Origin of the sequence: Aeromonas sp. 603607 (genome assembly GCF_049171595.1) — a bacterium.
Classification (GTDB): domain Bacteria; phylum Pseudomonadota; class Gammaproteobacteria; order Enterobacterales; family Aeromonadaceae; genus Aeromonas; species Aeromonas veronii.
In genome coordinates, this window is the sequence record NZ_JAAKOV010000015.1 from 89,423 (window position 1) to 113,820 (window position 24,398).

General features: G+C 57.0%; 20 protein-coding genes. 10 read left to right on the forward strand and 10 right to left on the reverse strand.

The features are described from left to right. Positions 1-14: 14 nt before the first annotated feature. Positions 15-2,480 carry an EcoAI/FtnUII family type I restriction enzme subunit R gene (hsdR, locus tag G5315_RS14935; RefSeq protein ID WP_371173521.1) on the reverse strand — a complete coding sequence of 822 codons (2,466 nt, stop codon included), beginning with the start codon at positions 2,478-2,480 and terminating at the stop codon, positions 15-17. 738 nt (positions 2,481-3,218) lie between these two features. Between hsdR and G5315_RS14940 the strand changes: the two genes are divergently transcribed. Next, positions 3,219-3,542 (forward strand): hypothetical protein, encoded by a 324-nt coding sequence (locus G5315_RS14940; protein ID WP_021231525.1) that lies wholly within the window; start codon positions 3,219-3,221, stop codon positions 3,540-3,542. Here the strand turns inward: G5315_RS14940 and G5315_RS14945 are convergent. After that, on the reverse strand, positions 3,539-4,156 hold the full coding sequence (locus tag G5315_RS14945) for a recombinase family protein (RefSeq protein ID WP_031227892.1): 618 nt from the start codon (positions 4,154-4,156) through the stop codon (positions 3,539-3,541). The two genes, G5315_RS14940 and G5315_RS14945, sit on opposite strands and share 4 nt — an antisense overlap. A gap of 604 nt (positions 4,157-4,760) precedes the next feature. On the opposite strand from G5315_RS14945, the gene hepT reads away from it, so the two are divergent. Next, positions 4,761-5,189 carry a type VII toxin-antitoxin system HepT family RNase toxin gene (gene hepT / locus G5315_RS14950; protein WP_151286436.1) on the forward strand — a complete coding sequence of 143 codons (429 nt, stop codon included), beginning with the start codon at positions 4,761-4,763 and terminating at the stop codon, positions 5,187-5,189. Between the two features lie 449 nt (positions 5,190-5,638). Here the strand turns inward: hepT and G5315_RS14955 are convergent, their stop codons facing one another. The 3 genes from G5315_RS14955 to G5315_RS14965 are packed head-to-tail and all read right to left on the reverse strand — an operon-like array spanning position 5,639 to position 8,318. Beyond that, entirely contained in the window at positions 5,639-6,670 is a 1,032-nt protein-coding gene (locus G5315_RS14955; protein ID WP_167565534.1) for a DUF2955 domain-containing protein, read from the reverse strand. After that, entirely contained in the window at positions 6,660-7,784 is a 1,125-nt protein-coding gene (locus G5315_RS14960; protein WP_151286438.1) for an HlyD family secretion protein, read from the reverse strand. Before G5315_RS14960 ends, G5315_RS14955 begins: the two co-directional genes overlap by 11 nt. A gap of 39 nt (positions 7,785-7,823) precedes the next feature. Next, positions 7,824-8,318, reverse strand: a complete 495-nt coding sequence (locus G5315_RS14965; RefSeq protein WP_151286439.1) for a permease — start codon at positions 8,316-8,318, stop codon at positions 7,824-7,826. 319 nt (positions 8,319-8,637) lie between these two features. Between G5315_RS14965 and G5315_RS14970 the strand changes: the two genes are divergently transcribed. Together G5315_RS14970 and G5315_RS14975 are read left to right on the forward strand one after the other, a co-directional pair. Then, complete coding sequence (locus G5315_RS14970) at positions 8,638-8,892, forward strand: helix-turn-helix domain-containing protein (protein ID WP_042878568.1); 255 nt, start codon at positions 8,638-8,640, stop codon at positions 8,890-8,892. After that, positions 8,892-10,211: a type II toxin-antitoxin system HipA family toxin gene (locus G5315_RS14975; protein ID WP_151286440.1), complete on the forward strand. Its 1,320-nt coding sequence runs from the start codon at positions 8,892-8,894 to the stop codon at positions 10,209-10,211. Before G5315_RS14970 ends, G5315_RS14975 begins: the two co-directional genes overlap by 1 nt. Before the next feature lie 421 nt (positions 10,212-10,632). Here G5315_RS14975 and fhuB read toward each other — a convergent pair whose 3' ends face one another. The 5 genes from fhuB to G5315_RS15000 all read right to left on the reverse strand — a co-directional run bounded on the left by fhuB (position 10,633) and on the right by G5315_RS15000 (position 18,169). Continuing rightward, a complete protein-coding gene (fhuB, locus tag G5315_RS14980) occupies positions 10,633-12,615 on the reverse strand; it encodes a Fe(3+)-hydroxamate ABC transporter permease FhuB (protein WP_421333284.1) in 1,983 nt (660 codons plus the stop codon). Then, positions 12,612-13,505 carry an ABC transporter substrate-binding protein gene (locus tag G5315_RS14985; protein WP_421333294.1) on the reverse strand — a complete coding sequence of 298 codons (894 nt, stop codon included), beginning with the start codon at positions 13,503-13,505 and terminating at the stop codon, positions 12,612-12,614. The genes fhuB and G5315_RS14985 overlap by 4 nt, the downstream gene beginning before the upstream one ends. Before the next feature lie 30 nt (positions 13,506-13,535). Then, positions 13,536-14,300: an ATP-binding cassette domain-containing protein gene (locus G5315_RS14990; RefSeq protein WP_421333285.1), complete on the reverse strand. Its 765-nt coding sequence runs from the start codon at positions 14,298-14,300 to the stop codon at positions 13,536-13,538. A 46-nt stretch (positions 14,301-14,346) separates the two neighbouring features. Continuing rightward, positions 14,347-15,993, reverse strand: a complete 1,647-nt coding sequence (locus G5315_RS14995; RefSeq protein WP_216952500.1) for a multidrug ABC transporter permease/ATP-binding protein — start codon at positions 15,991-15,993, stop codon at positions 14,347-14,349. Between the two features lie 79 nt (positions 15,994-16,072). Beyond that, positions 16,073-18,169: a TonB-dependent siderophore receptor gene (locus G5315_RS15000; protein WP_421333286.1), complete on the reverse strand. Its 2,097-nt coding sequence runs from the start codon at positions 18,167-18,169 to the stop codon at positions 16,073-16,075. A 396-nt stretch (positions 18,170-18,565) separates the two neighbouring features. Between G5315_RS15000 and mioC the strand changes: the two genes are divergently transcribed. The 6 genes from mioC (at position 18,566) to G5315_RS15030 (ending at position 24,397) form a co-directional block, all read left to right on the forward strand. Next, positions 18,566-19,015 (forward strand): FMN-binding protein MioC, encoded by a 450-nt coding sequence (mioC, locus tag G5315_RS15005; RefSeq protein WP_216947644.1) that lies wholly within the window; start codon positions 18,566-18,568, stop codon positions 19,013-19,015. Between the two features lie 508 nt (positions 19,016-19,523). Next, positions 19,524-21,413, forward strand: a complete 1,890-nt coding sequence (gene mnmG / locus G5315_RS15010) for a tRNA uridine-5-carboxymethylaminomethyl(34) synthesis enzyme MnmG (RefSeq protein WP_058056584.1) — start codon at positions 19,524-19,526, stop codon at positions 21,411-21,413. A 21-nt stretch (positions 21,414-21,434) separates the two neighbouring features. After that, entirely contained in the window at positions 21,435-22,061 is a 627-nt protein-coding gene (gene rsmG / locus G5315_RS15015) for a 16S rRNA (guanine(527)-N(7))-methyltransferase RsmG (RefSeq protein WP_421333287.1), read from the forward strand. A gap of 26 nt (positions 22,062-22,087) precedes the next feature. Beyond that, positions 22,088-22,891, forward strand: coding sequence for a ParA family protein (locus tag G5315_RS15020; RefSeq protein WP_005357226.1), 804 nt, complete (start codon positions 22,088-22,090; stop codon positions 22,889-22,891). Continuing rightward, a complete protein-coding gene (locus G5315_RS15025; RefSeq protein ID WP_005342343.1) occupies positions 22,888-23,796 on the forward strand; it encodes a ParB/RepB/Spo0J family partition protein in 909 nt (302 codons plus the stop codon). The genes G5315_RS15020 and G5315_RS15025 overlap by 4 nt, the downstream gene beginning before the upstream one ends. Before the next feature lie 190 nt (positions 23,797-23,986). Beyond that, positions 23,987-24,397 (forward strand): ATP synthase subunit I, encoded by a 411-nt coding sequence (locus tag G5315_RS15030; RefSeq protein ID WP_019445506.1) that lies wholly within the window; start codon positions 23,987-23,989, stop codon positions 24,395-24,397. The last annotated feature ends 1 nt before the right edge of the window (position 24,398 follow it).

A 24,398-nucleotide genomic window follows, 5' to 3' on the forward strand; every position in this document is an offset into this window, starting at 1 on the left:
AAGCAGTCAGGCCGTCAGGCGCTCTGCTGCTCATGGTAAATTTCTTGCTCCAGTTCGGTGATAGCCTGCTCGAACTGTTTGGGGCCACCAAAACCCTTCTTGGCCAACTCCAGCGGGCGACCCAGCTCGGTAAAGGGGGCGACTTTTAGCGCATCCTTGGTCTCAATCTCGGTCACGCCCTGATCGGCATACTTGTCGAGCAGGCTGGTAAGCACCAACTGGGCGGTGTCGTTGTATTTGGTAAAGTAGTTGCGCTTTTTGACGTTGTTGGCCCGCTCGCGGCGAGTCAGTGGTGGCTGATCGTATACCACATGGCAGATAAGGTCGAACGGGTCGAGCTCCTTACCCACTTCCTGCTCCAACACCTCCCACAGCACGCCCGCCTGAGCCAATTCATCCATGATGGCTTGCTTGCGTTCGGCGGCTTGCCAACGTTTGGTGAACGCATCGAGGGTGGCAAACTCTTTGAGCAGGGTCTTCTTGGTGTAGTCCTTGAAGGATTCGGTCACCAACTTGCCATCGGCATCGTAATACTGTACCCGCTCGGCGATGACGCTGACCGCCACGCCGTTGACATAATACTTGCTGACTCCGGGCATTGGACCACCCTGCGGGCCCGCGCCCTGCCCCCCTGCGCCACTCTGGCCACCATCACTACCGGTTGTGTAGCTGCCGGGTTGTTCATCTACTCCGGGGGCAAACGGATCGCCATGGTCGCCGGGTTCATCGGTTGGCAGCGGATCGGCGCCATCGATGATATCGCCCAAGCCATCATCTGGATTGTTGATGTCTGCCGGCTTGACCACCATGACGCGCTCCGGTTCGCCGTCGAAACGGGGATCGGCAAACAGCTCGGTAGCCTTCTTGAAATCGAGAATGGTAAACCAGAGCTTGCCGTACTTGTCGTCGATACGGGTACCACGGCCGATGATCTGCTTGAACTTGGTCATGGACTGGATGTTTTGGTCCAGCACCACCAGCTTGCAGGTTTTGGCATCGACGCCGGTGGTCATCAGCTCGGAGGTAGTAGCGATGACCGGATAGGGCTTTTTCGGGTTGATGAAGTTGTCGAGCTGGGCTTTGCCAAGGTCATCATCGCCGGTGATTTTCATCACATACCGATCATCTTTCAGCATCTGCTCGGGGTTAAGGTTCGCCAGCGCCCGTCGCATCCGGTCGGCATGATCAATGTCGTTGCAGAACACGATGGTCTTGGCCATCGGGTCGGTTTTCTTGAGGTAGTTGGTGATGGTTTCGGCCACCAGCTGGGTACGCTCGTCGATCACCAGGGTGCGGTCGAAATCCTTCTGGTTATAGATACGGTCTTCAATCAGGTTGCCCTGTTTGTCCATCTGCCCTTTGGTGGGACGCCACCCCTGCAGATCGACATCGATATCGACCCGCACCACCTTGTAGGGGGCAAGAAAACCATCTTCGATCCCCTCTTTGAGGGAGTAGGTATAAACAGGGTCACCGAAGTAATCGGTGCTGGAGACGGTTTCGGTCTCTTTGGGCGTGGCGGTGAGACCAATCTGGGTGGCCGATGAGAAGTATTCGAGGATCTCGCGCCAGGCGCTGTCTTCGGCGGCGCTGCCCCGATGGCACTCATCCACCACGATCAGGTCGAAGAAGTCGGGTGAGACCTGCTTGAAGGCTTTCTGCGACTCTTCCGGCCCGGTGAGCGCCTGATAGAGGGCAAGGTGGATCTCATAGGCAGGATCGATCGTGCGTCCGGTGACCTTGGTCATGGCCGAGCCAAAGGGCTGAAAGTCATTGACCTTGGTCTGATCTACCAGAATGTTGCGATCGGCCAGAAACAGGATGCGCTTCTTGGCGCCCGCCTTCCACAAACGCCAGATGATCTGGAATGCGGTGTAGGTCTTGCCGGTACCGGTGGCCATCACCAGCAATACCCGATCCTCGCCTTTCGATATTGCTTCTACGGTCTTGTTGATGGCCTGCAGCTGGTAGTAGCGGGGAGATTTGCCGCTGCCATCGGAGTAATAGTCCTGACTGATGACAGGCAACTGTGCCTGGGTGTAACCCTTCCAGGTGCAGAGTTTGTCCCAAAGCTGGCCTGGGCTGGGGAAGTCCTCCAGCGCGATCTCGGATTCCAGCTTGGCCGGATTGGTCTTGTCATGAAATACGAAGCCATCGCCGTTGCTGGCAAATACGAACGGCACATCCAGCAGACGGGCATAATCGAGCCCCTGTTGCATCCCCTTGCCAATCTCATGCTTGTTGGCTTTGGCCTCGATCACCGCCAGTGGCAAGCCCATCTTGTGATAGAGCACGATATCGGCCGATTTGACCTTTTTGCGTGCCGCCATCTGGCCGCGCACCACCACCTTGCCATCCCGCAGCTTCACCTCTTGGCGGACCTGGGTCAGGTCATCCCAACCCGCCGCCTTGATGGCAGGCAGAAGATATTTGGAGATGATGTCGGCTTCGGTGAGGGTTGCTTTGTTGATCTCGGCCATGAGCTCTCTTCCGGTCGGGGGACAATATTGCTCAAGATTCTCTCATAAAATCAGCCGGGTTTTGTTGATTTCAGACTCATAAAGCAACATGGGGTGCTGCTCTTGATGGCATGCCTTCGGGTCAAGGAAACGTCTGGCAATGGCGTAACTAGGTCGTAGTGAATGATTGTTGAAGTGCATCGCTTGAGTTAGTCCCATAGCAAGTCAGCCGGTTTGGCTCTCGCTGAATGCAGAGGCCAAGATTCCAGATAGATAGGAATCTGCCCCCATCAATTCCAGCACACAGGGTTTTCCCACTCACCTCAGACAGAGTGGTCAACATTCCAGAGCGAAAAACAGCGCGAACATTCCAGATAGATGGGAAGGCCCCTATCAATGTTCCAGGTGCTCGTTCTGAAGCGACATTCCACTATCTGGAATATCCGCACCAAGATTCCAGATAGATAGTTATGTGGAAAGGAATTGGACAGAGATTGGCCGGGGATGAGGGCGCTGATTCCACTGGCCAATAAGCCACTGGATTCCAGTACTCCAGCTTTGTTACGAACGAACAAACTCAACATTTTCAATAAGTTGATTGAACACCAAGGCCTTCGGTGCCATGCTGAAATCATGTTCATTGGTGGAGTAACACGATGGATTCGTTCAGTTGGGGGATGGTTGGCTTGCTGGCCTTCTTCACGCTTGTCTTCGTGTGGAGTCTGTATAGCTACAAGGCGCATGCAAAAGAGAGACACCATGAAACCGATCGCTGATATCGCCCTCATGGCGGTGGTTGCGCTGGGCTTGATGGCACTTGGCGACACGCTGTTTGCATGGCTGCTGATCTGCCTGCCACCGGTTTACTGGTGCTGGCCAATACTGGCCTGGGCCACCAGGCGCCCCATCACGGCCAGGTTGCAGTTAATGGCTCTTGCCGCACTCACCTGCTGGCACTGGCCCGCCGGGCTGTTCACTGCGCTGAGCATCGCACTCATCTGGACAGCGAAAACCCTCAAGACAACCCCACGCCCACAGCGCAAGGGTGGGCCGGTCATCAAAAATTACTACTTCTGGAGCTAACTGCGTGTCTCCTTGGCCACACTGGCGATAAGGTACCTTGAGCAACCAAGCATCTCCTGAATCACGGAATAACTGTGGCCTGTCACCAACAGCCTAGCGATGTGCTGACGCTTCTTCTCATCCTTCTGCCTACCACGGTATTTCCCTTCATCCCTGGCCTTGGCAATACCCTGCTGCTGCCTGCGACGGCGATCTTCATAGTCTTTACGAGCGACGGCTGCGAGCATATCCAACAGCATGCCATTTACAGCCTGCAAGATGGCGCTGGTGAACTCGGAGCGGCTGTCCCCCTGTAATGCCACCCAGGAAGTCGGAAGCTCAGGAGAAACGATGGAGAGCTGTTTCTGTGCCAAAAGCTGCTTCAGTGTTTGCCAATCCGTCTGATTGAGGCGAGCCAGACGATCAATCTGCTCTACCAGCACAATGTCACGATCTGCAGCGTCGCGGATCAGCCTCATAAGCTCAGGCCTGTCCAGCGTCGCACCAGACTCATTCTCTACATAGAAACTGGCAATCTGATGGCCATGCTCAGCAGCAAAACCAATCAGCAGCTCTCGTGCCCGCTCAGCATCCTGTTCCACAGTCGATGCACGTAAATACGCCCGTATGAACATTGACCCCCCATCAGTCTGTTTAAAGTGGTTCCTACTTATTGGTTCAATATAAGTGGTTTCAATATGATTTTCGAGAGGGTCTTAAGTGGTTTTAATGGGGTATACCTTTTTAGAACCACCACATGACGATCGAAACACAACCTTTCGATAGCCTTTTGATCTGACAGCACAAACTTTAAGTGTGATCCGTCATCACAAAGTCGCTTTTGAGTTGTATTTGGGTATTTAAGCGACGTTGCTCACCATTCCTGATCTGCTGAATGGGATGCCAAAGGAGGAAATCTACAGAAGCTGGGCTTGTTCGGTGAGTCATCTTTTCGACTCACCGAACAAGCCAGCAGCCAAGCGCAGCGCGGCAGGCTATTGAACGTTACGTACAAAATCCCAACCATGTGACACCATACTGACAAGTATTCTGTCTCAAACTACCAAATGACCGTACCAAGGGGACAGCTTGCCCGAGCACCAACTGGGATCTGGCGGTGGCCTTTGCTCCGACTAAACAGAGTGGACTACTGGATACAGCACTGAAGAACTGCTGGCGCTGTAGTGCAATGAGTTCTGGGGGAAACTCTCGGTTATCGATTTAAGTAGAGAAGTAGAGATGAGCGATAACGCTTATATCGGCGCTTTGCGCACCAGCTTGTCGCGCTACCAGGCGGAGCTGTCAGAGATCCGGGCAATTCTGGCGCAGCGTACCCTTTCCAATCTGGAGTACCGCGCCGCCGAGCGAATCCTGCAGGTTTCTATCGAAACGAGTATTGGCGTGGCAAAACACTGGGCCAAAACACTGGCAGGCCATACCCCACAGGATGCCAATCAGGCATTCGAGTTCCTTGTCCTACGTGGTGAGCTATGCCCCGACACTTTGATCTGTTGGAGCAAGCTCATTGGCCTTCGCAATACGCTGGTGCAAGACTATCTGAATATTGACCCCGAGATAATTCTCAGTGTGATTACTCCTGGCTATAGCGACCAACTGTTTACGTTTGCAAAGCAAGGTCTCGACTGGTTGGCTGCCCATATTGATTGAAACTTCGACATCATCTTTCTGTTTGCCTGTTGTAGCACGTTATCAAGCGGCATCAACCCAGCCATTCGATTTGCTCAGTTGCATTGGCCAGGATAGCGTAGGGGCATTACAGCTGGTTACCGAAGGGCACGATGTTCCAGATGTCAGGCGAATCGACTACAAGGCCATTTCCGATGACGAGCTCGAGCAGATCCTGACCAGCTACAAATCAGGAATCCCTTTGGGGATGGTTAACCATAAACCGGGGCAGTCATCATTGCCTGGGTAGTGTTTCTTAAAAAAATAAGAAAAATTACATCATTCCTATGATTTTTATAGCCATTTACAGTCATACAATCAGATCTATCACATCGATTGATCGATTAACCCTCGCTTGCCAATAAAAAGAGCCCCTGATTTCTCAAGGGCTCTTTTTTTATGACTACGGCTGAAGCAGTAGAGGCAGGTTCTCAGCCAGGGTGGTGGTCGGCTCGCTGCACTGCCACCTCGGCAGGCGATCTGGGCTGCATGATAATCAGTGCCATTACCCCGAGGATCACCGCCAGCATCACCGAGCCGAAGCGGATCATGCCATCGCTCAGCGCATCGATGCTGGTCGAGGTAATCGAGTAGAACACCAGCACGACATAGCTTGAATAGAGCAGCTGAATCGAGTTGTAACTGGCCTTTCTCTCGACGGCGTGGATCCCCATAAACAGGGCGCACACCAGAGTGACCCCCAGTTGCCCAATCAGGTTGGTTTGAAACACGCACATGATCAGGGGCGGCACGGCATAGAGCACGCTGGCATAGGTGGTCAGCAACCGCCGGATACCGTAGTTGTGCCCCAGCGCCGGATTGGGATCCTTGATGATCAGCGCGACCACGATGGCAATGATGGTGCTCTGCTCCAGATCCAGGGTGATGCCGACACAGAGAGTAGCCAGCACCAGCACCGCCTTGAACAGAGTGTGCCAATCCTGATGAGGCGTCTTGCCTGCACTGCTGGCTGCTGCAGAGGCATCCGTTAACGGCTCACCACCCGGGAAGATGAAATAGGCCAGATACGCGGTAAACCCTGCCACGAAGATGTTCTTAAGCAACGCCAGCGGTATCTGGTCGACCGAAATCCCCTTCTGTTTGACGAACACCGCAATCATGGCCGTCGCCACGATGAGCAGGATTGCTATCAGGTCCTGCGCGTTTTTTCGGGTGCGATCCATGCACCAGTAGAAGACGCCCAGCAGCGCGAGGTAATAGACATGGGGGTAATCCAGCAACAAGGTTGCCAGCCATGCCTGTATCCAGGAGGTCAGATACAAGACCCCGGCCATCAGAAACACCATGATGAGCGGTGGCGGGTTATGGGTGGTGGTGAGAAATACCGCGCACATGGCCGGGGCCAGCAGCGGTAAATCCGTACCAAAGACAAATTGCCAAAACAGCAGCAGCACCGGAAACAGCGCTACCCGCAGCAAGGCATTGGCTGGACTATGAAACATAGCTTATGTAGCTCCATGCCCATATCCAGATATCTGCCAACCGCTCACCCAGATAGGACTCTCCCGGGTAGAAGGCGACGACAGCACGACCGCCGAAGCGCGGGTTCACGCCGGGCGGAAGGTCATCAAACTGGATATTGACCGGGAAGCGCTGGGCGCTTGGCTGGGAGGTAGGGGAATCCAGCAACCCAGTGCCGGTATTGACCTGCAGGCTGCCATTGCCACTGCTGCCAAAACCGATGGAAGTGATCTTGCCGGTGAAAACCTGGCCCGGATAAGCATCAAACACCAGCTTGACGGCATCATCCCGCTTCAAATAGGCCAGCGAGTTCTCCCGCACCATGGCGGTCAGCCAGAGCTTATCGGTATTGATAAACGTCAGCAGCGGCTGGCCTGCGCTGGCATAGTTGCCTTTGGCCAGCGCCAGATTGGTAATGACACCATTGGCGGGTGCCTTCAGCTCGGTGTGTTCGAGATTGAGGCGGGCCTGGGCTCGCTTGTTGAGCACGGCCTGAATCTCGGGGTTCTCTTCACCGCGCGGGCCAATCTCAAAACGGGCCTTTTCCAGCGCAGAGACGGTTTGCGCCAGATTGGCCTCGGCGGTTTGCAGCTGGGTCAGGCTGTCATCCATGGCTGCACGGCTGATGGTGCCCTTTTTCAGCAGGGCCCGATATCGCTCCACCTGCAATCTGGCGTTGTTAGCAGCAGCGCGGGCGGAAGCCTCATTGGCTTTCGCAACCTTGATGGAGGCAGAATCGGCATGGTATGACTGGGCAGCCTGTTGCAAAGCGAGCTCGGCCGCCTTCTCCTCCAGCTCAAACGGCGCTTTCTCGATGGTGACCAGCAACTGCCCTTTCGACACCTCATCGTTATTGGCGGCATGGATGCTGGCCACCGGGCCGGATACCTGCGGCGCAAGACGGATCACCTCGCCATTGACTCTTCCCATATCGGTCATGGGGGTCACCCGATCGGCCCACAGGCTGTAAATCCAGAGAATAAAAACCGCCAGGAAAATACCATAAGTCAGCGAACGGGCCTGCTTGGTCTTGTCCTGTGCAGCAGGCACGGTAGCGGCCGTTTTCTCGGTTGCCGCGCTCTTCGGATCACTCATGAGGGTTATTCCTTTTCTGAAATAAATGGGGAGGCAGAATCAATCCAGAAGGCTAACTTTCTTAAAGATCAGATTCTGTTTGGTGCGATATTCAATAAACAGGGTGATAACAAAAGCAAATCCACCGACCAGAATGGCGGCCCAGAAGCTGGAGACGGCCATTTCACCCATGTATTTGGTCCAGATCACCGCCAGCGCCACAAACCAGCCGAACAGGGCAGCACACTGGGTAATCGCTATAGGCAGCATGGTGCGCAAAAACGAGGGATTGAAGCTGCTTTGCAGCGCAGGACGAGCCTTGTGCAGATGGTTGACGAACAGCTTGGCGGTGATCAGCGACAGTATGATCCCCAGACCGAAGGTCAGGGATACCGCCTCCCCCCACACCGATGTCTGCTCGTGGGCAATGGCATTGACCGACAAGGGTACAAAATCGACCCCCTTGAAATGCCAGTGTGCAATCAAGCCGTTGATCACACCGTTAATCAAGCCTGCGACAAGAGAGTCCTGAAGCCGGATATCTGGTTTTGACATTAATTAACTTCCTCATCACTGAATATAAAAATGGCTACAAATGCGAAGAACCGGCTAGAACTATCATCTCACAGCCGCTCGAACTGACTGTTGATAATACTCGTTTCTTTCGGATCCTGTTATGTCAGTACACAGCCTACATTAACTCGGATGGCTCAAGTTTCTCCCCTGCTAACCTCCTGCTTACCCGCTATATAGGATAAATCTTAAATACTGCCTATAGCGTGTAAACAACCTTTACCCGCCACAGCAGGTAAAACTTGATGTACCTGCCATAGCGTGTAAATTGGAAGAAGGCACGCTACCAGGTTGTCGAATCATGAAAGTAACCAGCGCCAAGCAGCTGAGCGCCTGTATCAAGGATGCCAGGCTTTCTCAAAAGCTCTCTCAAGGCAAAGTGGCCGAGAAAGTAGGGATTAGGCAAGACACAGTCTCCAGCTTCGAGCTCAATCCTGAGTCCACCAAGCTGGAGACCCTGTTCAAGATCCTCGCGGCACTCGAATTGTCACTGGACATCAAACCCCGCAATGAGTCATCCGAGAGTCCGGCATCGGGCTGGAAGGAGGAGTGGTAATGGCCAATCTGGCTGTCTACATGAACGGCTATCGGGTAGGCACATTCACCAAAACTACCAGCGGCGCCCATCAGTTTCAGTACCATGAGTCATGGCTAGCACAACCGGGCAGCCGTCCCATCTCACTCTCCATGCCATTGCGCCATCAGGCCTACCGGGGCGATGAAGCCTATAACTTCTTTGACAACCTGCTGCCAGATAATACAGAGGTGAGGAATAGGGTTGTAGCACGCTATCAAGCGGTATCAACCCAGCCCTTCGATCTGCTCAGTTGCATTGGCCAGGATAGCGTAGGGGCATTACAGCTGGTTACCGAAGGGCACGATGTTCCAGATGTCAGGCGAATCGACTACAAGGCACTTTCCGATGACGAGCTCGAGCAGATCCTGACCAGCTACAAATCAGGAATCCCTTTGGGGATGGTCAGGGAGCAAGAGGAGTTCCGGATCTCTATCGCCGGGGCGCAAGAAAAGACTGCACTGCTCTATCTCGATGGCCGTTGGTACTTGCCACTCAATGCAACGCCGACAACCCACATAATCAAACTCCCTATCGGCAAGATTGAAAGCCACTCCTACTCGATAGACCTCTCCCAGAGCGTAGAAAACGAATATCTCTGCACTCTGATTGCCAAGGAGTTTGGTCTACCCGTACCTAACTGCTTCATGATGCAGGTTGGCCAGGTCAAAGCACTGGCTGTGGAACGCTTCGACAGACGTTACGCTGCCGATCGCAGTTGGATCATGCGCCTTCCCCAAGAAGATTTCTGTCAGGTATTGAATGTTCCGTCAGCACGGAAATACGAGAGCCATGGAGGACCAGGGATCACTGACATCATGAAAACCTTGCTGGGCTCTGTGACACCAGAACAGGATCGCTACCTGTTCATGAAATCTCAGGTCCTGTTCTGGCTGCTGGCGGCCACCGATGGCCATGCAAAGAACTTCTCGGTCTTTATTGGACCGGAAGGGCGTTTTCGCCTGACCCCTTTTTACGACATCCTATCTGTCTATCCAGTGTTTGGCGGCCGAGGCCTCAACCGAAGGGACGCCAAGCTCGCTATGGGCCTAGCAAGCAGCAAGGGAAAGAAATACGCCATTGAGCAGGTATTCCCGCGTCATTTCTTCCAAACGGCGAAAGCTGTGGGATTTGAGCGTTCTGCTATGGAAGAGATCCTGACAGAACTGGCCAACTCCGTTGATGATGTTATTGAGCGTGTTACCCAGCAATTGCCAGCGGGCTTCCCCGATGCCATCAGCAGCACCATTCTAGAGGGCCTAAAAGCCCGCTCAGCCAGGCTGATAAAGGGCTGGGATTAAATTGGCGGTATGTGGGATGATTGCACGGTTAGCCAAACCACCTATGTGAAGTTTGCACGGTTCGAAGAGTAAAAGCGGCTTTCTAGGCACCGGACGATGCTATAGTCGGTTCAAAATATGTTCAAAACTCACCTAAAAAGCGGCTTTGACTGCGTGTGGTGGCATCGCGTTGATTCATATGGGAAGGCTGCACGATCGAGAATGGACTATGTGGGAACGCTGCACGATGGCAGAAACCCGTGAGCGGCCTCTCAATATGCTGTTTTAGTTACTTTTACCCCAAGTGGCCCCCGAAAAGTCACTAACACATTGAAGATAATAGATTATTTACATTCTGCATCGGCAAGTAAGCCGGTTCGGCAAACAATAAAAAGCCCGGGCTAATCCCGGGCTTTTTATTGTGCGTTTTTTGTCCGCGAACCTAGAGGCGACGCAGGCACCACATGAAGTAAGCGCCCCCTAACAAGGTGGATACCAGCCCGACCGGCACCTCCTGCGGGAAGAGGATCTGCTGACCGACCCAGTCCGCCGATACCATCAACAGGGCGCCGGAAGCGGCGGCCCCAAGCAGGTGCCAGCGTGCCCGCACCAGCCCCATCAGCTTGGCCATATGCGGCGCCAGCAGGCCGACGAAGGAGAGCGGCCCCACCACCAGGGTGGCACTGGCGGTGAGCACAGCCACCAGCAGCAGGATGGCAAGCTGGGCACGGTTGAGGCGAATACCGAGTGCAGTGGCTACCGCCGCCCCCATCGGCAGCAGATCGAGCCAGCGGCTCACCAGCAGGCTGGCGGCCAGCATCAACAGCGCCAGCCCCACCAGCCCATAGGCCACCGGCAGGGTGACGTAATAGGTGGAGCCGGACATCCAGGAGAGCAGTTGCTGCACCCGCATGTCGCCGTTGGCTAGCGCGATGGCCTGCAGCGGCTCAAACAACGCTGTGATGGCGATACCTGAGAGCAGGATCCGCTCCGGCTGGAAGCCGTGCTTGCGATTGACCACCACCAGCAGCAAGAGACAAGCGAAGGCACCGAGCAGGCCACCGACCAGCATCAGCGGCAGGGGCAATGCAGGCAGCAACAACGCCGTCGCTATCACCCCCATAAAAGTGCCGCCGCTCACCCCCAGCAGCTCCGGGCTCGCCATAGGATTGTTGCTGACCCGCTGCAACAGGGTGCCCGCCAGCGCCAGCAGCACACCAGCCGCCCCCGCAGCCAGAGTGCGCGGCAACCGCCACTCCAGCTGGGCCTGCCAGCGGAGCCAGCTTGGCCAGCACCAGCCCGTCATTCCCTGCCCAAACAGCAGGGAGGCGACCACGACCAGCATCAACCCGACCAGCAACAGGCCAATAAGGCGAGCCGGTGCCGGATGTCGGGCCACCAGCAGACCGGCGTTTGCCTTCGGCGTACCCGACTTGATGCCAAGGCGCGGGATCAACCAGAGCAGCAGCGGCGCCCCCAGCAGGGCGGTCATGGCGCCGGTGGGGATCAATACTGGCCAGAAGCGACTCAGACTCTGCAGCAGCAGATCGGTCGCCGCCAGCAGCAGGGCGCCGAGGATCGGTGCCCACAACAGCCGCTGGCCGAGCTGGCGGATCCCGAGCAGCCGCACCATGGCGGGTGCGGCCAGCCCGATAAAGCCGATCAGCCCCACCACGCTCACCACGCAAGCGGTGACAAACACCGCCAGCCCCAGTCCGGCAAAACGCAGATGCTGCAGGGAGACCCCCAGACTACGGGCGCTGGCATCATCCAACTCCAGCACCGCCAACGGGCGTACCAGCACAACAGCCAGCGCAGCGGCTACCAGCAGGCGGGGTAACAGGTAACTCACCCCGCTCCAGCTGTTCTGCACTAGCGAGCCACTGCCCCACACCAGCAAACCTTTCAGCTCCTCCTGAAAGAACAGCAAGAGTCCCATGCTGATGGCAGCCAGATAGAGGTTGATCACCAGCCCGGCAAAGACGATGACCACCGGATTGAGCTGGTGACGCCAGGCCAGGGCAAACACCAGTGCCATCGCAAGGCTGCCGCCAGCCATGGCGATCCACTCCCGCCCCAGCAGCAACCAGGAGGGGGCAAACAGGGTCACCATCATCAACGCCAGTTGGGCACCGGAGGCCACCCCCAAGGTGGTCGGTGACGCGAGCGGGTTGCGCAGCACCTGCTGCATCAGGGTGCCCGCCAGCCCGAGCGCCGCCCCGGCCAGCAGGGTGACCACCAAACGGGGCAGCCAGCTGAAATGCACCACTGCTTGGCTGACGTCATCCAGATTGGGGGCGAAGATACTCTGCCACCAGATCGCACCGGGCAGCTGGCGAGCCAGCTCCCAATACGCGAGCGAGAGGGTCAACCCCAGCAGGATCGAGACCGGTCGCAGCAGCGGCGATGTGAGCAGTCGCTTCATCGGCTCGCCCCCATACGCTCGGCATCTTGCAGCAATGCATCACTGAGCAGACCGGCGAAACGGCGAGCGGCAAGTACGCCGCCAAAACTCCAGACCGCAGGCAGATGCAGCACAGGTGCCTGCCGAACCAGCGGCAGATGCTGCCACAGCCCAGGCTCCTGCAGCCGTTCACTCACCCCTACCGGGATGGGATCGACCACCACCAGCCGCGCGGTTGGCAAGGTCATAAACTGCTCGATGCTGACCACCGAGAAACCCCAGTCATTGGTCTGCTCCTGCCAGCCATTGCGCAGCCCAAGCCGCGTCATCACCGCATCGAACAGGCTGTGGCGACCAAACACCCGCACATGGCGCTCATCGATAAACTGCACCACCAGCAGGGGCGACAGATCCGCAGGCAATCTGGCCTGCATACTGGCGAGATCCCGATCCAGCCCGGCCAGCAGCCGTTCGCCCTCGGCGGTTTTGCCCACCATACGGGCGAGGGTCAGGGTCACCTCGTGCAGCCGCTGCCACAGATCGGTTTGCCCATCATAGAGGGCGATGGTGCTCACCGGCGCGATGCGGGAAAGAGTTGGCGCCAGCGGGGCCGCCAGCGGCGAGATGAGGATGCGATCGGGTTTGAGCTCCGTCAGCAGCTCACGGTTGGGCTGGGTGCGCAGGCCGATATCCACCACTCCGGCAGGTAGCCGTGGCTCGCCAACCCATGCCTGATAGGGGCCAACATCCCCCACCGCCAGCGGAGTCACCCCGAGTGCCAGCAGGGTTTCGGCTATGGTCCAATCGATGGTGGCGATACGGGGTAGCGCGCTGGTGGCCTCGTTTGTTGCGGATGATTGTACAGCCTGCAACGGGAGCGCCAGCAGCAGGCTGACGAGACAAGGGGCCATCTTCAATAAAAGGTTCAAGGATGCCCCCGGTCAGACGATGGCGATGGCGTGGTCATAGGCCGGGTGGCGAATGACCTCCATCGGGATGCCATAGATGGCGTTCAGGGTCTCGCTGGTCATGATCCCCTCAGGTTCGCCGTGGGTGAGCAGGCGGCCGGAGTGGAGCGCCACCAGCCGATCACAGAAGCGGGAGGCCATATTGATGTCGTGAATGACGATGATGACCCCAAGGTTTAGCTGACGGCTCAACTGCTTGACCAGCGTTAGCACCTCCACCTGATGGGCCACGTCCAGCGCGGCCAGCGGCTCGTCCAGCAGGATAAAGCGGCTCTCTTGGGCCAGCAGCATCGCCAGCCAGACCCGCCCCCGCTCGCCACCGGAGAGGGTATCCACCAACCGATCGGCAAAGCGTTCGGTATGGGTAAGGGCGATGGCCCGCTCGACCTGACGGTGATCCTCCACCCCCATCCGGCCCAGCAGGCCGCGCCAGGGATAGCGGCCCATCTCCACCAGCTCCCGCCCGAGCAGATTCTCGGCACTCGGCAGATGCTGGGGCAGATAGGCCACCTGACGGGCAAACTCCCGGTTACCCCAGTCGGGTAGCGGCTTGCCATCAAACAGGATCTCGCCGTCGCTGAGGGGTTGCTGGCGTGCCAGCAGCTTGAGCAGGGTCGATTTACCCGAACCATTGTGGCCGATGAGGCCATAGACCTGTCCCTGCTCGAAACACAGGTCGGTGGGGTGCAGCAGCGTGCGGTCATTGACCGTGAAGCTGGCTGATTTCATCTCGAACATAAGCAATTCCTGTGCTGGCTTGCCGCCAGTCTCATCGGTGCCGGTATCAAGCCGGCACCTCGCAATCCAGATGGGCGATCGCATCGCGGCTCACTGCGGCACGGCGCGCCCCGGTCAGCTCAGTGAGTTTTCCCTGCCGCATCTCCAGCAGGCGATCGGCCAGCGGGAAATAGTGATCATCGTGACTGATGGCAATCACCGTCTTGCCCATCTCCTTGAGGCGCGGCAACAGCACCTGATAGAAGATGCGGCGGAACTGGGGATCCTGATCCGCGGCCCACTCATCAAACAGCATCACCTCGCGCTGCTCGGCCAGCGCCAGCAGCAGGGCGACCCGCTTGCGCTGCCCTTGGGAGAGATCGATATCGGCGATAAATCCATCCTCGATGGTGAGCTTGCTGCCCATCTGCAACCGCTCCAGCCACTCGGCCACCAGCTCATCCTTGGGTTCCGGCCCCAGCAGGTGCTGGAACAGGTGATAGTCGGTGAAGATGGCGGAGAAGAGCGCCAGATAGCCGTTGCGATCGGTGATCGGCTCACCATCCAGCAGGATCCGGCCCGATACCGGCTGGTAAAGGCCGGTCAGCAGCATGGCCAGCGTCGACTTGCCGGAGCCATTGCCGCCAATGATGAAGATCTGCTCCCCCTTTTCGATGACCAGATCGATGGGGCCAACGGCAAAACCGCCCTCCCCCTGATAGTGAAAGCTCACCTGCTCCAGCTCGATACGCTGCCAGGGGCGGATGGCGGGCGGCAGCGGGAAGTCCGCATCCGGCTCGGCCAGATTGAGGGCGGCGATCTTGTCGAACGCCACCTGAGCGGCAAGCAGGGTCGGCAGGGCGCCAATCCCCTGCAACAGCGGGGTGCGCAGGAACAGCAGGGTCAGCGCAAAGGTGGCGGCCACATTGGTGTTGGCCCAGCCAAGGCCGTTGGCCAGAAAGAAGACCAGACCGATGGCCCCCAGCATCATGATATTCGACCAGTTCACCGCGCTCAGGTGATAGGTGTCGGAGCGGATGATCTGCTGGCGGTAGTCACGGGCATTTTGTTCATAGAGCTGGTGGTAAACGAAGTGAGCCCGCTCGCGGTTGAGCGCCAGCTCCTTGCTGCCGGCGATGATGGCCTGATAGTTCTGATAGAGCCGATCTTCGGCCTGACGCATGTGGGAGAGATGGCGATAAACACGGTTCACCAGCAACCAGCCCACCACCATGGTAATCGTGACCCAGAGCGCGGTCACCCCGAGTAATGCAGGAGAGAGCCAGCCAAGGTAAAGGGCAGAACCCAGCGTGAGCACCAGCCCCTGCACCAGCTCCGGCAGGCGCACGAAGGCGATGGTGATTTGGCCGATATCGCTGGAGAGGGAGGCCAGTAGCGGCCCCTGACCAATCTGGCGGATGCGGGCGACATCGGTATCCAGCAACTGCTTGAGAAGGCGTCCACGCAACCGGTAGACAAAATGGTGACCGAGAGTGGTCAGGGCCAGCTGAGATCCGAGTGTGATCACCAGCAGCAGCACAATGAGGCCGACCAGCTGACCGAGGATCGGCAGCGGATCACCTATAGATTCGATAAGAGACTGATTGATAAAAGCAATGACGCCAATCCCGCTGACGGCACTGAGCAGACTGAGCAGGGTAATGGCGATAAAGGGCCAACGATATTGGCGATAAACCAGAGACAAGAGTTCCATAACGGACCGGTATTCCAGAGAGATCAGAACAACTGCGGGTGAAAAGAAGGGCGGGAACCCGGTTCCCACCCGACTTCGATTACCAGCGGTAGTTGATGCTGCCCACTACGCTGCGCGGCTCGCCGTAGTAGCAGTAGTAGTCACAACTGGCCACGTAGGTTTCACCCAGCAGGTTGTTGACGTTGAGCTGGGCACGCCAGTTCTTGGCAAAGTCATACCCGATCATCGCATCCCAGACGGTATGGGCCGGCACCTCGGCAGAGCCGTAGATGGGGGTGTAGTCCGCATTCACGGCGCCAATACCCACGCTGGAACCGATATAACGCACACCGGTACCCAGCTCCAGACCCGAAGCCACCCCTTGCTGCACCTTGTAGTTACCCCAGAAGGAGGCCTGGTGGCGCGGGATCAGGCTGGCACGGCGATCGCCACTGCCGGTGTCGTTGGTTTTGGCATCGGTGTAGGTATAAGCAGCGGTCAGACGCAGTGCATCGGTCACCTGCACGCTCCCTTCCAGCTCAATCCCCTGAGAGGTCACTTCACCCGCCTGGGTCTGCTGGCCGGAACCGGTAGAGACCAGCGAGTTGGTCTGGGCCAGATCGAACAACGCCAGATTGATGTAACCATCGAGGAAGGCAGGCGCATACTTCACGCCGGTCTCGTAGAGCTTGCCCTTGAGCGGCTTGTAGGAGTTTCGGGTATTAGGATCGATCCCCGGCAGCACCTCGAACGACTCGGCATAGGCAAAGTAGGGAGAGAGGCCGTTGTCGGCCAGATACATCAGGCTGCCCGAGAGGGAGAGCTCATGATCGTACTGGCGCTCGTCCTTGCTGGTATTGGAATTGTGGGTCTCCACATAGTCAAAACGGCCACCGGCAGTCAGCAACCAGCGATCGTCCCAGCGGATCTGGTGCTGGGCATAGAGGCCGCTCTGGCCCTTGCTGCTCTTCTGGTGAGTGGCGGTCGACTCGTCAAAACCGGGGAAGCCGCTGTAATCCGGGTTCATGGTATTGATGGAGCCCATACCGTAGTTGTCGGCCTCGACCCCTTCATTGACGTGACGCTGCAGATCTACCCCCAGCAGCAAGGTCTGCTCGGTGCTGTCGGTGTTCCAGTAGCCCACCATCTGGTTATCCATGGTGGCACTCTTGGTATTGCCATCACGGTAAACCAGGCCACGACTGGCGGTTGTGCCTTCATAGGTCGGGAAGATATAGGTCTGGCGCAGCAGCAGATCGTTGTAGTTGAAGCGGACGTTCTGCTTGAACTCCCAAGCCTGGTTGAGCTGGTGGGCCAGCTCATAACCGGTGGAGATCTGGGTATTGCGGTTGCGATCGTAATCCGGCTGGCTCAGGTTGGTGGAGGGATCAATCTGGCCACCTGACGTATTCAGGGTGCCATAGACCGGGAAGAAGCCGTTGGTCGGGACCCCTTCGTCGTGCAGGAAACTGGCCAGCAGGGTCAGGCTGGTACGATCCGAAAGATCGAAGGTGACGCTGGGCGCCAGATAAACCCGATCGTTGTAAGTACCGGTAAGCACACCATCACGCTCTTTATAAAGAGCAACCATGCGGTAGCGGCTGTTGTCGGAGAGCGCGTCAGAGACGTCCACCCCGACCTGACGATGATCCCGGCTGCCAAGCTGCAGATCTACCTGCCCTTGCGGCGTGGCGGTCGGTCGCTTGCTGATGGCATTGATCACCCCGCCCGGAGGCGCCTCACCGTAAAGGATCGAGGCTGGCCCCTTCAGCACTTCCACACTCTCCAGACCGAACGGTTCCGGCGTCCAGACGTAGTAGCCGGTGCCAAACAAGCGGTTGCCATCCAGATAAGAGGCGGCATCGAAGCCACGCACCTTGAACCAGTCGGTGTTGTTGTCTGAGCCATAGAGGCCGGTCAATACGCCGGAACGGTAGCGAATCGCTTCATCAAGCTGCAACACGGCGTGCTGATCCAGCTCCTCGCGATTAACCACGGAGACGGCGCGAGGGGTCTCGGCCATCGGCACTTCCACCTTCATGGCCGTACCTGTCACCACCATGGTTTCGCTGGCTTTGGGCAGCTCAGCGGTGGTTTGTTCGGCCATCAGCGGCAGAGAGACGAGCAAACCGGAGAGCGAAAGCACGCCGAAGGCGCCCTTCTTGCCGAGTCCTGTAGTGTATTTTTGCGCAATCATATTAAAGTCTCGTTTATCAATGAGTTATGTTGTTTTAATTGTTATTTGTGGTCGTTTGTCACGACATCACCCTGTTCCATGGGCGAATAAAGCAGCGCAATCCTACTACAAGAGCCGTGATCGAATCGATTCAATAATTGCTAATCATTTGCATCTACATTGTTATCTAGCTGCATCGTTGGCAGGATTTCGCGGGGGATGGGCGTCATCAGGAGAGCCATGAACGGAGAAGAAAATGAAGAGGAATATAAAGAAGCAGAAAAAAGATCGGCAGGATGGATCCGGCGGCATTATCTGACTGGATCCATTATCCCCAAGCTTTATCCATATTTATCCACACCCTTTGGCGGTAGAATCCGGCTTTCCGTTTCTTTGTCTGAAATCAGGATCCATTCCATGGCCAAACTCAATCTCGTCGTCGGCTCCATGCTGGGCGCCGCCGAATATGTCGCAGACCACGTCGCCAACCTGCTGGAACAGGCTGGCCACCAGACCCGGATCCACAACCCGGCCAAGCTGGCAGAGGTACTGGATGATGCGGGATCCATCCTGCTGGTGGTCACTTCCACCCATGGTGCCGGGGATGTGCCCGACAACCTGCAACCCTTCGCCAAGGATCTTGCCGAGCTGCATCCGGATCTTAATTCATTGAAATATGGCGTTATCGCCCTTGGTGACAGCAGTTATGACACCTTTTGCCAGGGTGGCAAGACGCTGGATCGGCTGCTGGCCGAGTGCGGAGCCAGCCGGATCGGCGAGCGGCTCGACATTGATGTGACCCAACACGAGATCCCCGAAGATGCCGCAGAAGTGTGGATCCGCGACTGGATGACGATGATCGCCTGATCAGCGTACGGGAGATCCTGAAAAAAAGCTTGATCTCCCCACTTATCCCCAGATCGACTATCCACCATGTTATTAACAGATTGATCCGGGGGAGTTGTTCTACAAGGTTACCCACAACGCCCAGGGGTAATGTGCATAACTACGGTGTAAAGCTCTGCAAAACCTATAGTTATCCATGTATTAGATCCAGGCCGACAGACCTCTGTGTATAAAAGTCCTGGTTATCCCCTCGTTCACCGGGCCAGGATCCAAGCTTTTCCACAAGCTAGGATCGTCCTTAAATTAATGATCTTTATGATCAAAAAGTGCTTATCAACAGAAAGGGCGGATCCTAATAAGAGATCCAGTAAAAGATCGATCTAAAGATCCTTAAGATCTAATTAGTGGATCCTCCCTTCATACTGAACGTTAAGTAGACATTCCCCTCAGGACGCGAAACAGATAGAATGTTCCGCCCTTTAGCCCAGGCAAATAAAGATCTTCAGGCGTGCAGATCAAGGTGATCCCAATGCAATACCATGAACAATTTGATGTGATCGTCGTCGGTGGCGGTCATGCCGGAACCGAAGCAGCAACAGCGGCAGCCCGTATGGGCATGAACACCCTGTTGCTGACCCACAATATCGATACGCTGGGACACATGTCCTGTAATCCGGCGATCGGCGGGATCGGCAAGGGACACCTGGTCAGGGAAGTTGACGCACTCGGCGGGATCATGGCGCGTGCCATCGATCTTGGCGGGATCCAGTTCCGCACCCTCAACTCCTCCAAAGGCCCGGCAGTACGAGCCACTCGTGCTCAGGCGGATCGCCTGCTCTACAAGGCTGTCGTTCGCCAGATGCTGGAGAACTACCCGAACCTGAAGATCTTCCAGCAGGCTTGTGACGATCTGATCATGGATGGGGATCGTGTTGCCGGTGTTGTCACCCAGAGCGGGATCCGCATCAGCGGCAAGACTGTGGTGCTGACGGTCGGTACCTTCCTGAATGGTTTGATCCACATCGGGATGGAAAACTACAAGGGCGGTCGTGCCGGGGATCCTCCCTCGATCGCCTTGGCCCAGCGCCTGCGTGAACTGCCGCTGCGCATCGATCGCCTCAAGACGGGCACCCCGCCGCGCATCGATGCCCGCAGCGTCGATTTCTCCGTAATGCAGGAACAGCACGGCGACGATCCTCGTCCGGTCTTCTCGTTTATTGGCGATGCCAGCCAGCATCCCCGTCAGGTGCCCTGCTACGTCACCCACACCAACGAGCGTACCCACGAAGTGATCCGCAATAACCTGGATCGCAGCCCCATGTACGCCGGGGTGATCGAAGGGATCGGCCCGCGCTACTGCCCGTCGATCGAAGACAAGATCACCCGTTTTGCCGACAAGACGGCGCACCAGATCTTCGTCGAACCGGAAGGCCTGACCACCCACGAACTCTATCCGAACGGGATCTCCACCAGCCTGCCGTTTGACGTGCAGGTGCAGATCGTCCGTTCCGTGCGCGGCTTCGAGAACGCCCACATCACTCGCCCCGGCTATGCCATCGAATATGATTTCTTCGATCCGCGGGATCTCAAGGCCAACATGGAGAGCAAGTGCATTCCAAACCTGTTCTTCGCTGGCCAGATCAACGGCACGACCGGCTACGAAGAGGCTGCGGCACAAGGCCTGATGGCCGGCCTGAATGCGGCCCTGCGTGCCCAGGACAAGGATCCCTGGAATCCTCGTCGGGATCAGGCCTACATGGGCGTGATGATGGACGATCTCTCCACCCTGGGGACCCGCGAGCCTTACCGCATGTTCACCAGCCGTGCCGAATATCGCCTGCTGCTGCGGGAAGACAACGCAGATATCCGCCTGACCGCCATCGGTCGCGAGCTGGGTCTGGTGGATGACGAGCGCTGGAGCAAATTCAACGCCAAGATGGAACAGGTCGAGCTGGAGCGTCAGCGCATGCGTTCAACCTGGATCCATCCGCAACATCCGTCACTGGAGGCAGTCAACGCCCTGGTCAACACCCCGCTAACCCGCGAACAGAGTCTGGAAGAGCTGCTGCGTCGCCCCGAGGTGACCTATGATGCGCTGATGGCCATCGAAGGGGTCGGCCCATCCGTGACCGATCCTGCCGCGGCCGAACAGGTTGAGATCCAGATCAAGTACGCCGGTTACATCGAGCGTCAGCACGATGAAGTGGAAAAGCAGCTGCGCAACGAGAACACCCTGCTGCCGCTGGATCTGGACTATCGCGAGGTGAACGGCCTCTCCAACGAGGTGAAAGCCAAGCTGAACGATGCCAAGCCGCAGACCATTGGTCAGGCTTCCCGCATCTCCGGCATCACCCCGGCGGCCATCTCCATCCTGCTGGTTCACCTGAAAAAACACGGCCTGCTGCGTAAAACCGCCTGAGGATTCTTACCGTTGGAAAATATGCTGGAAAGATTGAACGGCCTGCTCATGCAGGCCGGAATTGTTATCACCGATACCCAAAAGAGCCAACTGGTGCAGTTGGTCGAGTTGCTGCACAAGTGGAACAAGGCTTACAATCTCACCTCGGTGCGAGATCCGGACTCCATGCTGGTCAAGCATATCCTCGATAGCCTGGTGGTAAGCCCCCACTTGCACGGTGAGCGCTTCATCGACGTGGGGACAGGTCCCGGCCTGCCGGGATTGCCGCTGGCGATCATCAATCCGGACAAGCAGTTCGTCCTGCTCGACAGTCTGGGCAAGAGGATCAACTTCATCCGCCAGGTGATCCAGGAGCTGGGTCTGACCAATGTGACGCCGGTCAAATCCCGGGTGGAAGAGTATCAACCCGAAGTGGGGTTTGATGGTGTACTGAGTCGGGCATTTGCCTCGCTGGAGGACATGCTGAGTTGGTGTCACCACCTGCCGTCAGAACAGGGTTGCTTCCTGGCACTCAAGGGACAATATCCCGAGCAGGAGCTGGCCCAGTTGCCTGCCAATATCCGTCTGGTAGCCTGTCATGAGTTGCGGGTGCCGGAGCTGGAAGGCGAACGTCATCTGCTGGAATTCAAACATATCCAGCCCGAATAGGGTCGCAGTTTCATTTAGGGGATCGTGTGGGAAAAGTCATCGCCATAGCCAACCAGAAGGGTGGAGTGGGTAAAACCACCACCTGTGTGAATCTGGCCGCCTCCATGGCTGCCACCCGGCGCAAGGTGCTGGTGATCGATCTGGATCCGCAGGGCAATGCCACCATGGGCAGCGGTGTCGACAAGTATGACGTCGAGCGCACCGCCTATGAGCTGCTGATCGAGGATGCCCCCATCAGTGAAGTGATCATCCCCGAAACCACCGGGGGCTATCACCTGATCGCCGCCAACGCCGACGTGACCGCGGCCGAAATCCGTCTGATGGAATTTTTCGCCCGCGAAATCCGCCTGCGCAATGCGCTGGCCTCGGTGCGGGACAAATACGACTATGTCTTCATCGACTGCCCGCCCTCTCTCAACATGCTGACCGTGAACGCCATGGCCGCCGCCGACTCCGTGCTGGTGCCCATGCAGTGCGAATATTACGCGCTGGAGGGGCTCACCGCCCTGGTCGACACCATCAGCAAGCTGGCCGCTGTGGTCAATCCGGAGCTCAAGATCGAAGGGGTGCTGCGCACCATGTTCGATCACCGCAACCGGCTGGCCAATGATGTGTCCGATCAGCTAAAACAGCACTTTGGCGACAAAGTCTACCGCACCATCATTCCCCGCAACGTTAGACTGGCTGAGGCCCCGAGTTTCGGTGCCCCGGCCATGCACTATGACAAATCATCGGTGGGCGCCAAGGCCTACCTGGCACTGGCTGGCGAGATCCTGCGCCGCCAGGAGCAGGAACGTCAGGCGACCATCGCAGACCGAGAGAGCATATGACTCCGAAAAAACGTGGACTGGGCAAGGGGCTGGATGCCCTGCTCAGTACCAGCACGGCTGCCCGCCAGAAACAGGTGATGAGCGATCAACGTACTGAAGAGGCCATGGCCCCCACCAATCAGGGCGAGCTGCGCAAGCTGCCGGTGGAGTGGTTGCAGTCCGGCAAGTACCAGCCCCGCAAAGACATGTCCCAGGATGCACTGGAAGAGCTTGCCAACTCCATCCGCGCTCAGGGGGTGATCCAGCCCATCGTGGTACGCCCTCTCGGCGAACAATCCTTCGAAATCATTGCCGGTGAGCGGCGCTGGCGCGCGTCCCAGCTGGCGCGGCTCGAGGTGGTGCCCTGCATCGTCAAGGATGTACCCGACGAGGCTGCCGTCGCCATCGCGCTGATTGAGAATATTCAGCGGGAAGACCTCAATGCCATCGAAGAGGCGGTCGCTTTACAAAGACTGCTGACCGAATTCGAACTCACCCACCAGCAGGTGGCCGAGGCGGTGGGCAAGTCCCGCACCACGGTGACCAACCTGTTGCGTCTCAACCAGCTCAACGACGATGTGAAGCGTTTCGTCGAGCACGGCGACCTCGATATGGGCCATGCCCGTGCCCTGCTGGCCCTGAGCGGCCAGGCCCAGTCCGAACTGGCCAAGCTGGTTGCCCAGAAAGGGCTGACCGTGCGCGATACCGAGAAGCTGGTGCAAAAAGCGCTCGAACCGGCAAAAGCCAGGGTCGAACCGGCCCGTGATCCGCAGATCGGCTACCTGGAGCGCCAACTGGCAGAAAAAATTGGCAATCAGGTGCAACTTCAGCCTGGCAAGCGGGATAGCGGGAAGTTAGTAATAAGTTACGAGAACTTGTCCGATTTGGACCGTATATTGGGCTATTTTGGCGTGTCGGAATCGTGATTTTTACGCTTTTTGTAGTAATAAAACATCCATTCCTTTTGATATGACCATAACCCTGATTTGCCGCGGAAAGCCGCAAAAATTAAGGATTTTTGTCATATTGCAATAGCTGCCCTCAAGGGTATAATTTGACCGGCTTTAAGAGCTGTTAACATGGGGTCTTCGGATCCCGATTTTTTACAGTTCTGTAATGTTCAGGGGTAGGTTGGTGAAGCAGAAAATAGCCTTGGAAGGTTTGACACTGGCCTTGGTTATGCTCGTTTGTCAGCTCATCCTGATCCTGGCGATGAGTGCCGTCTGGTTTTACCTGACTGGTGCCAGCGCCGGTTATTCCGCCCTCTACGGAGGGGGGATGTACTGGGTTCCTCAAGCCTTGTTTACTGTCTGGGTGCTGCGCCGCAAGGTGACAACCGAGAGTGTGGGCCTGGTTTTGCGGGACTTTTATGGTGGGGCAGGGATTAAGCTCATTTCTACAACAGGTCTATTCGCCCTGATGTTTGGTGCGGGAGTCGAGGTCGTTACCGTCTCGTTTTTCGCCACTTATATCCTCGCCCTCGTTGTACAGTGGATGGTTTCATTCACGCTTAACAACCACTATTAGG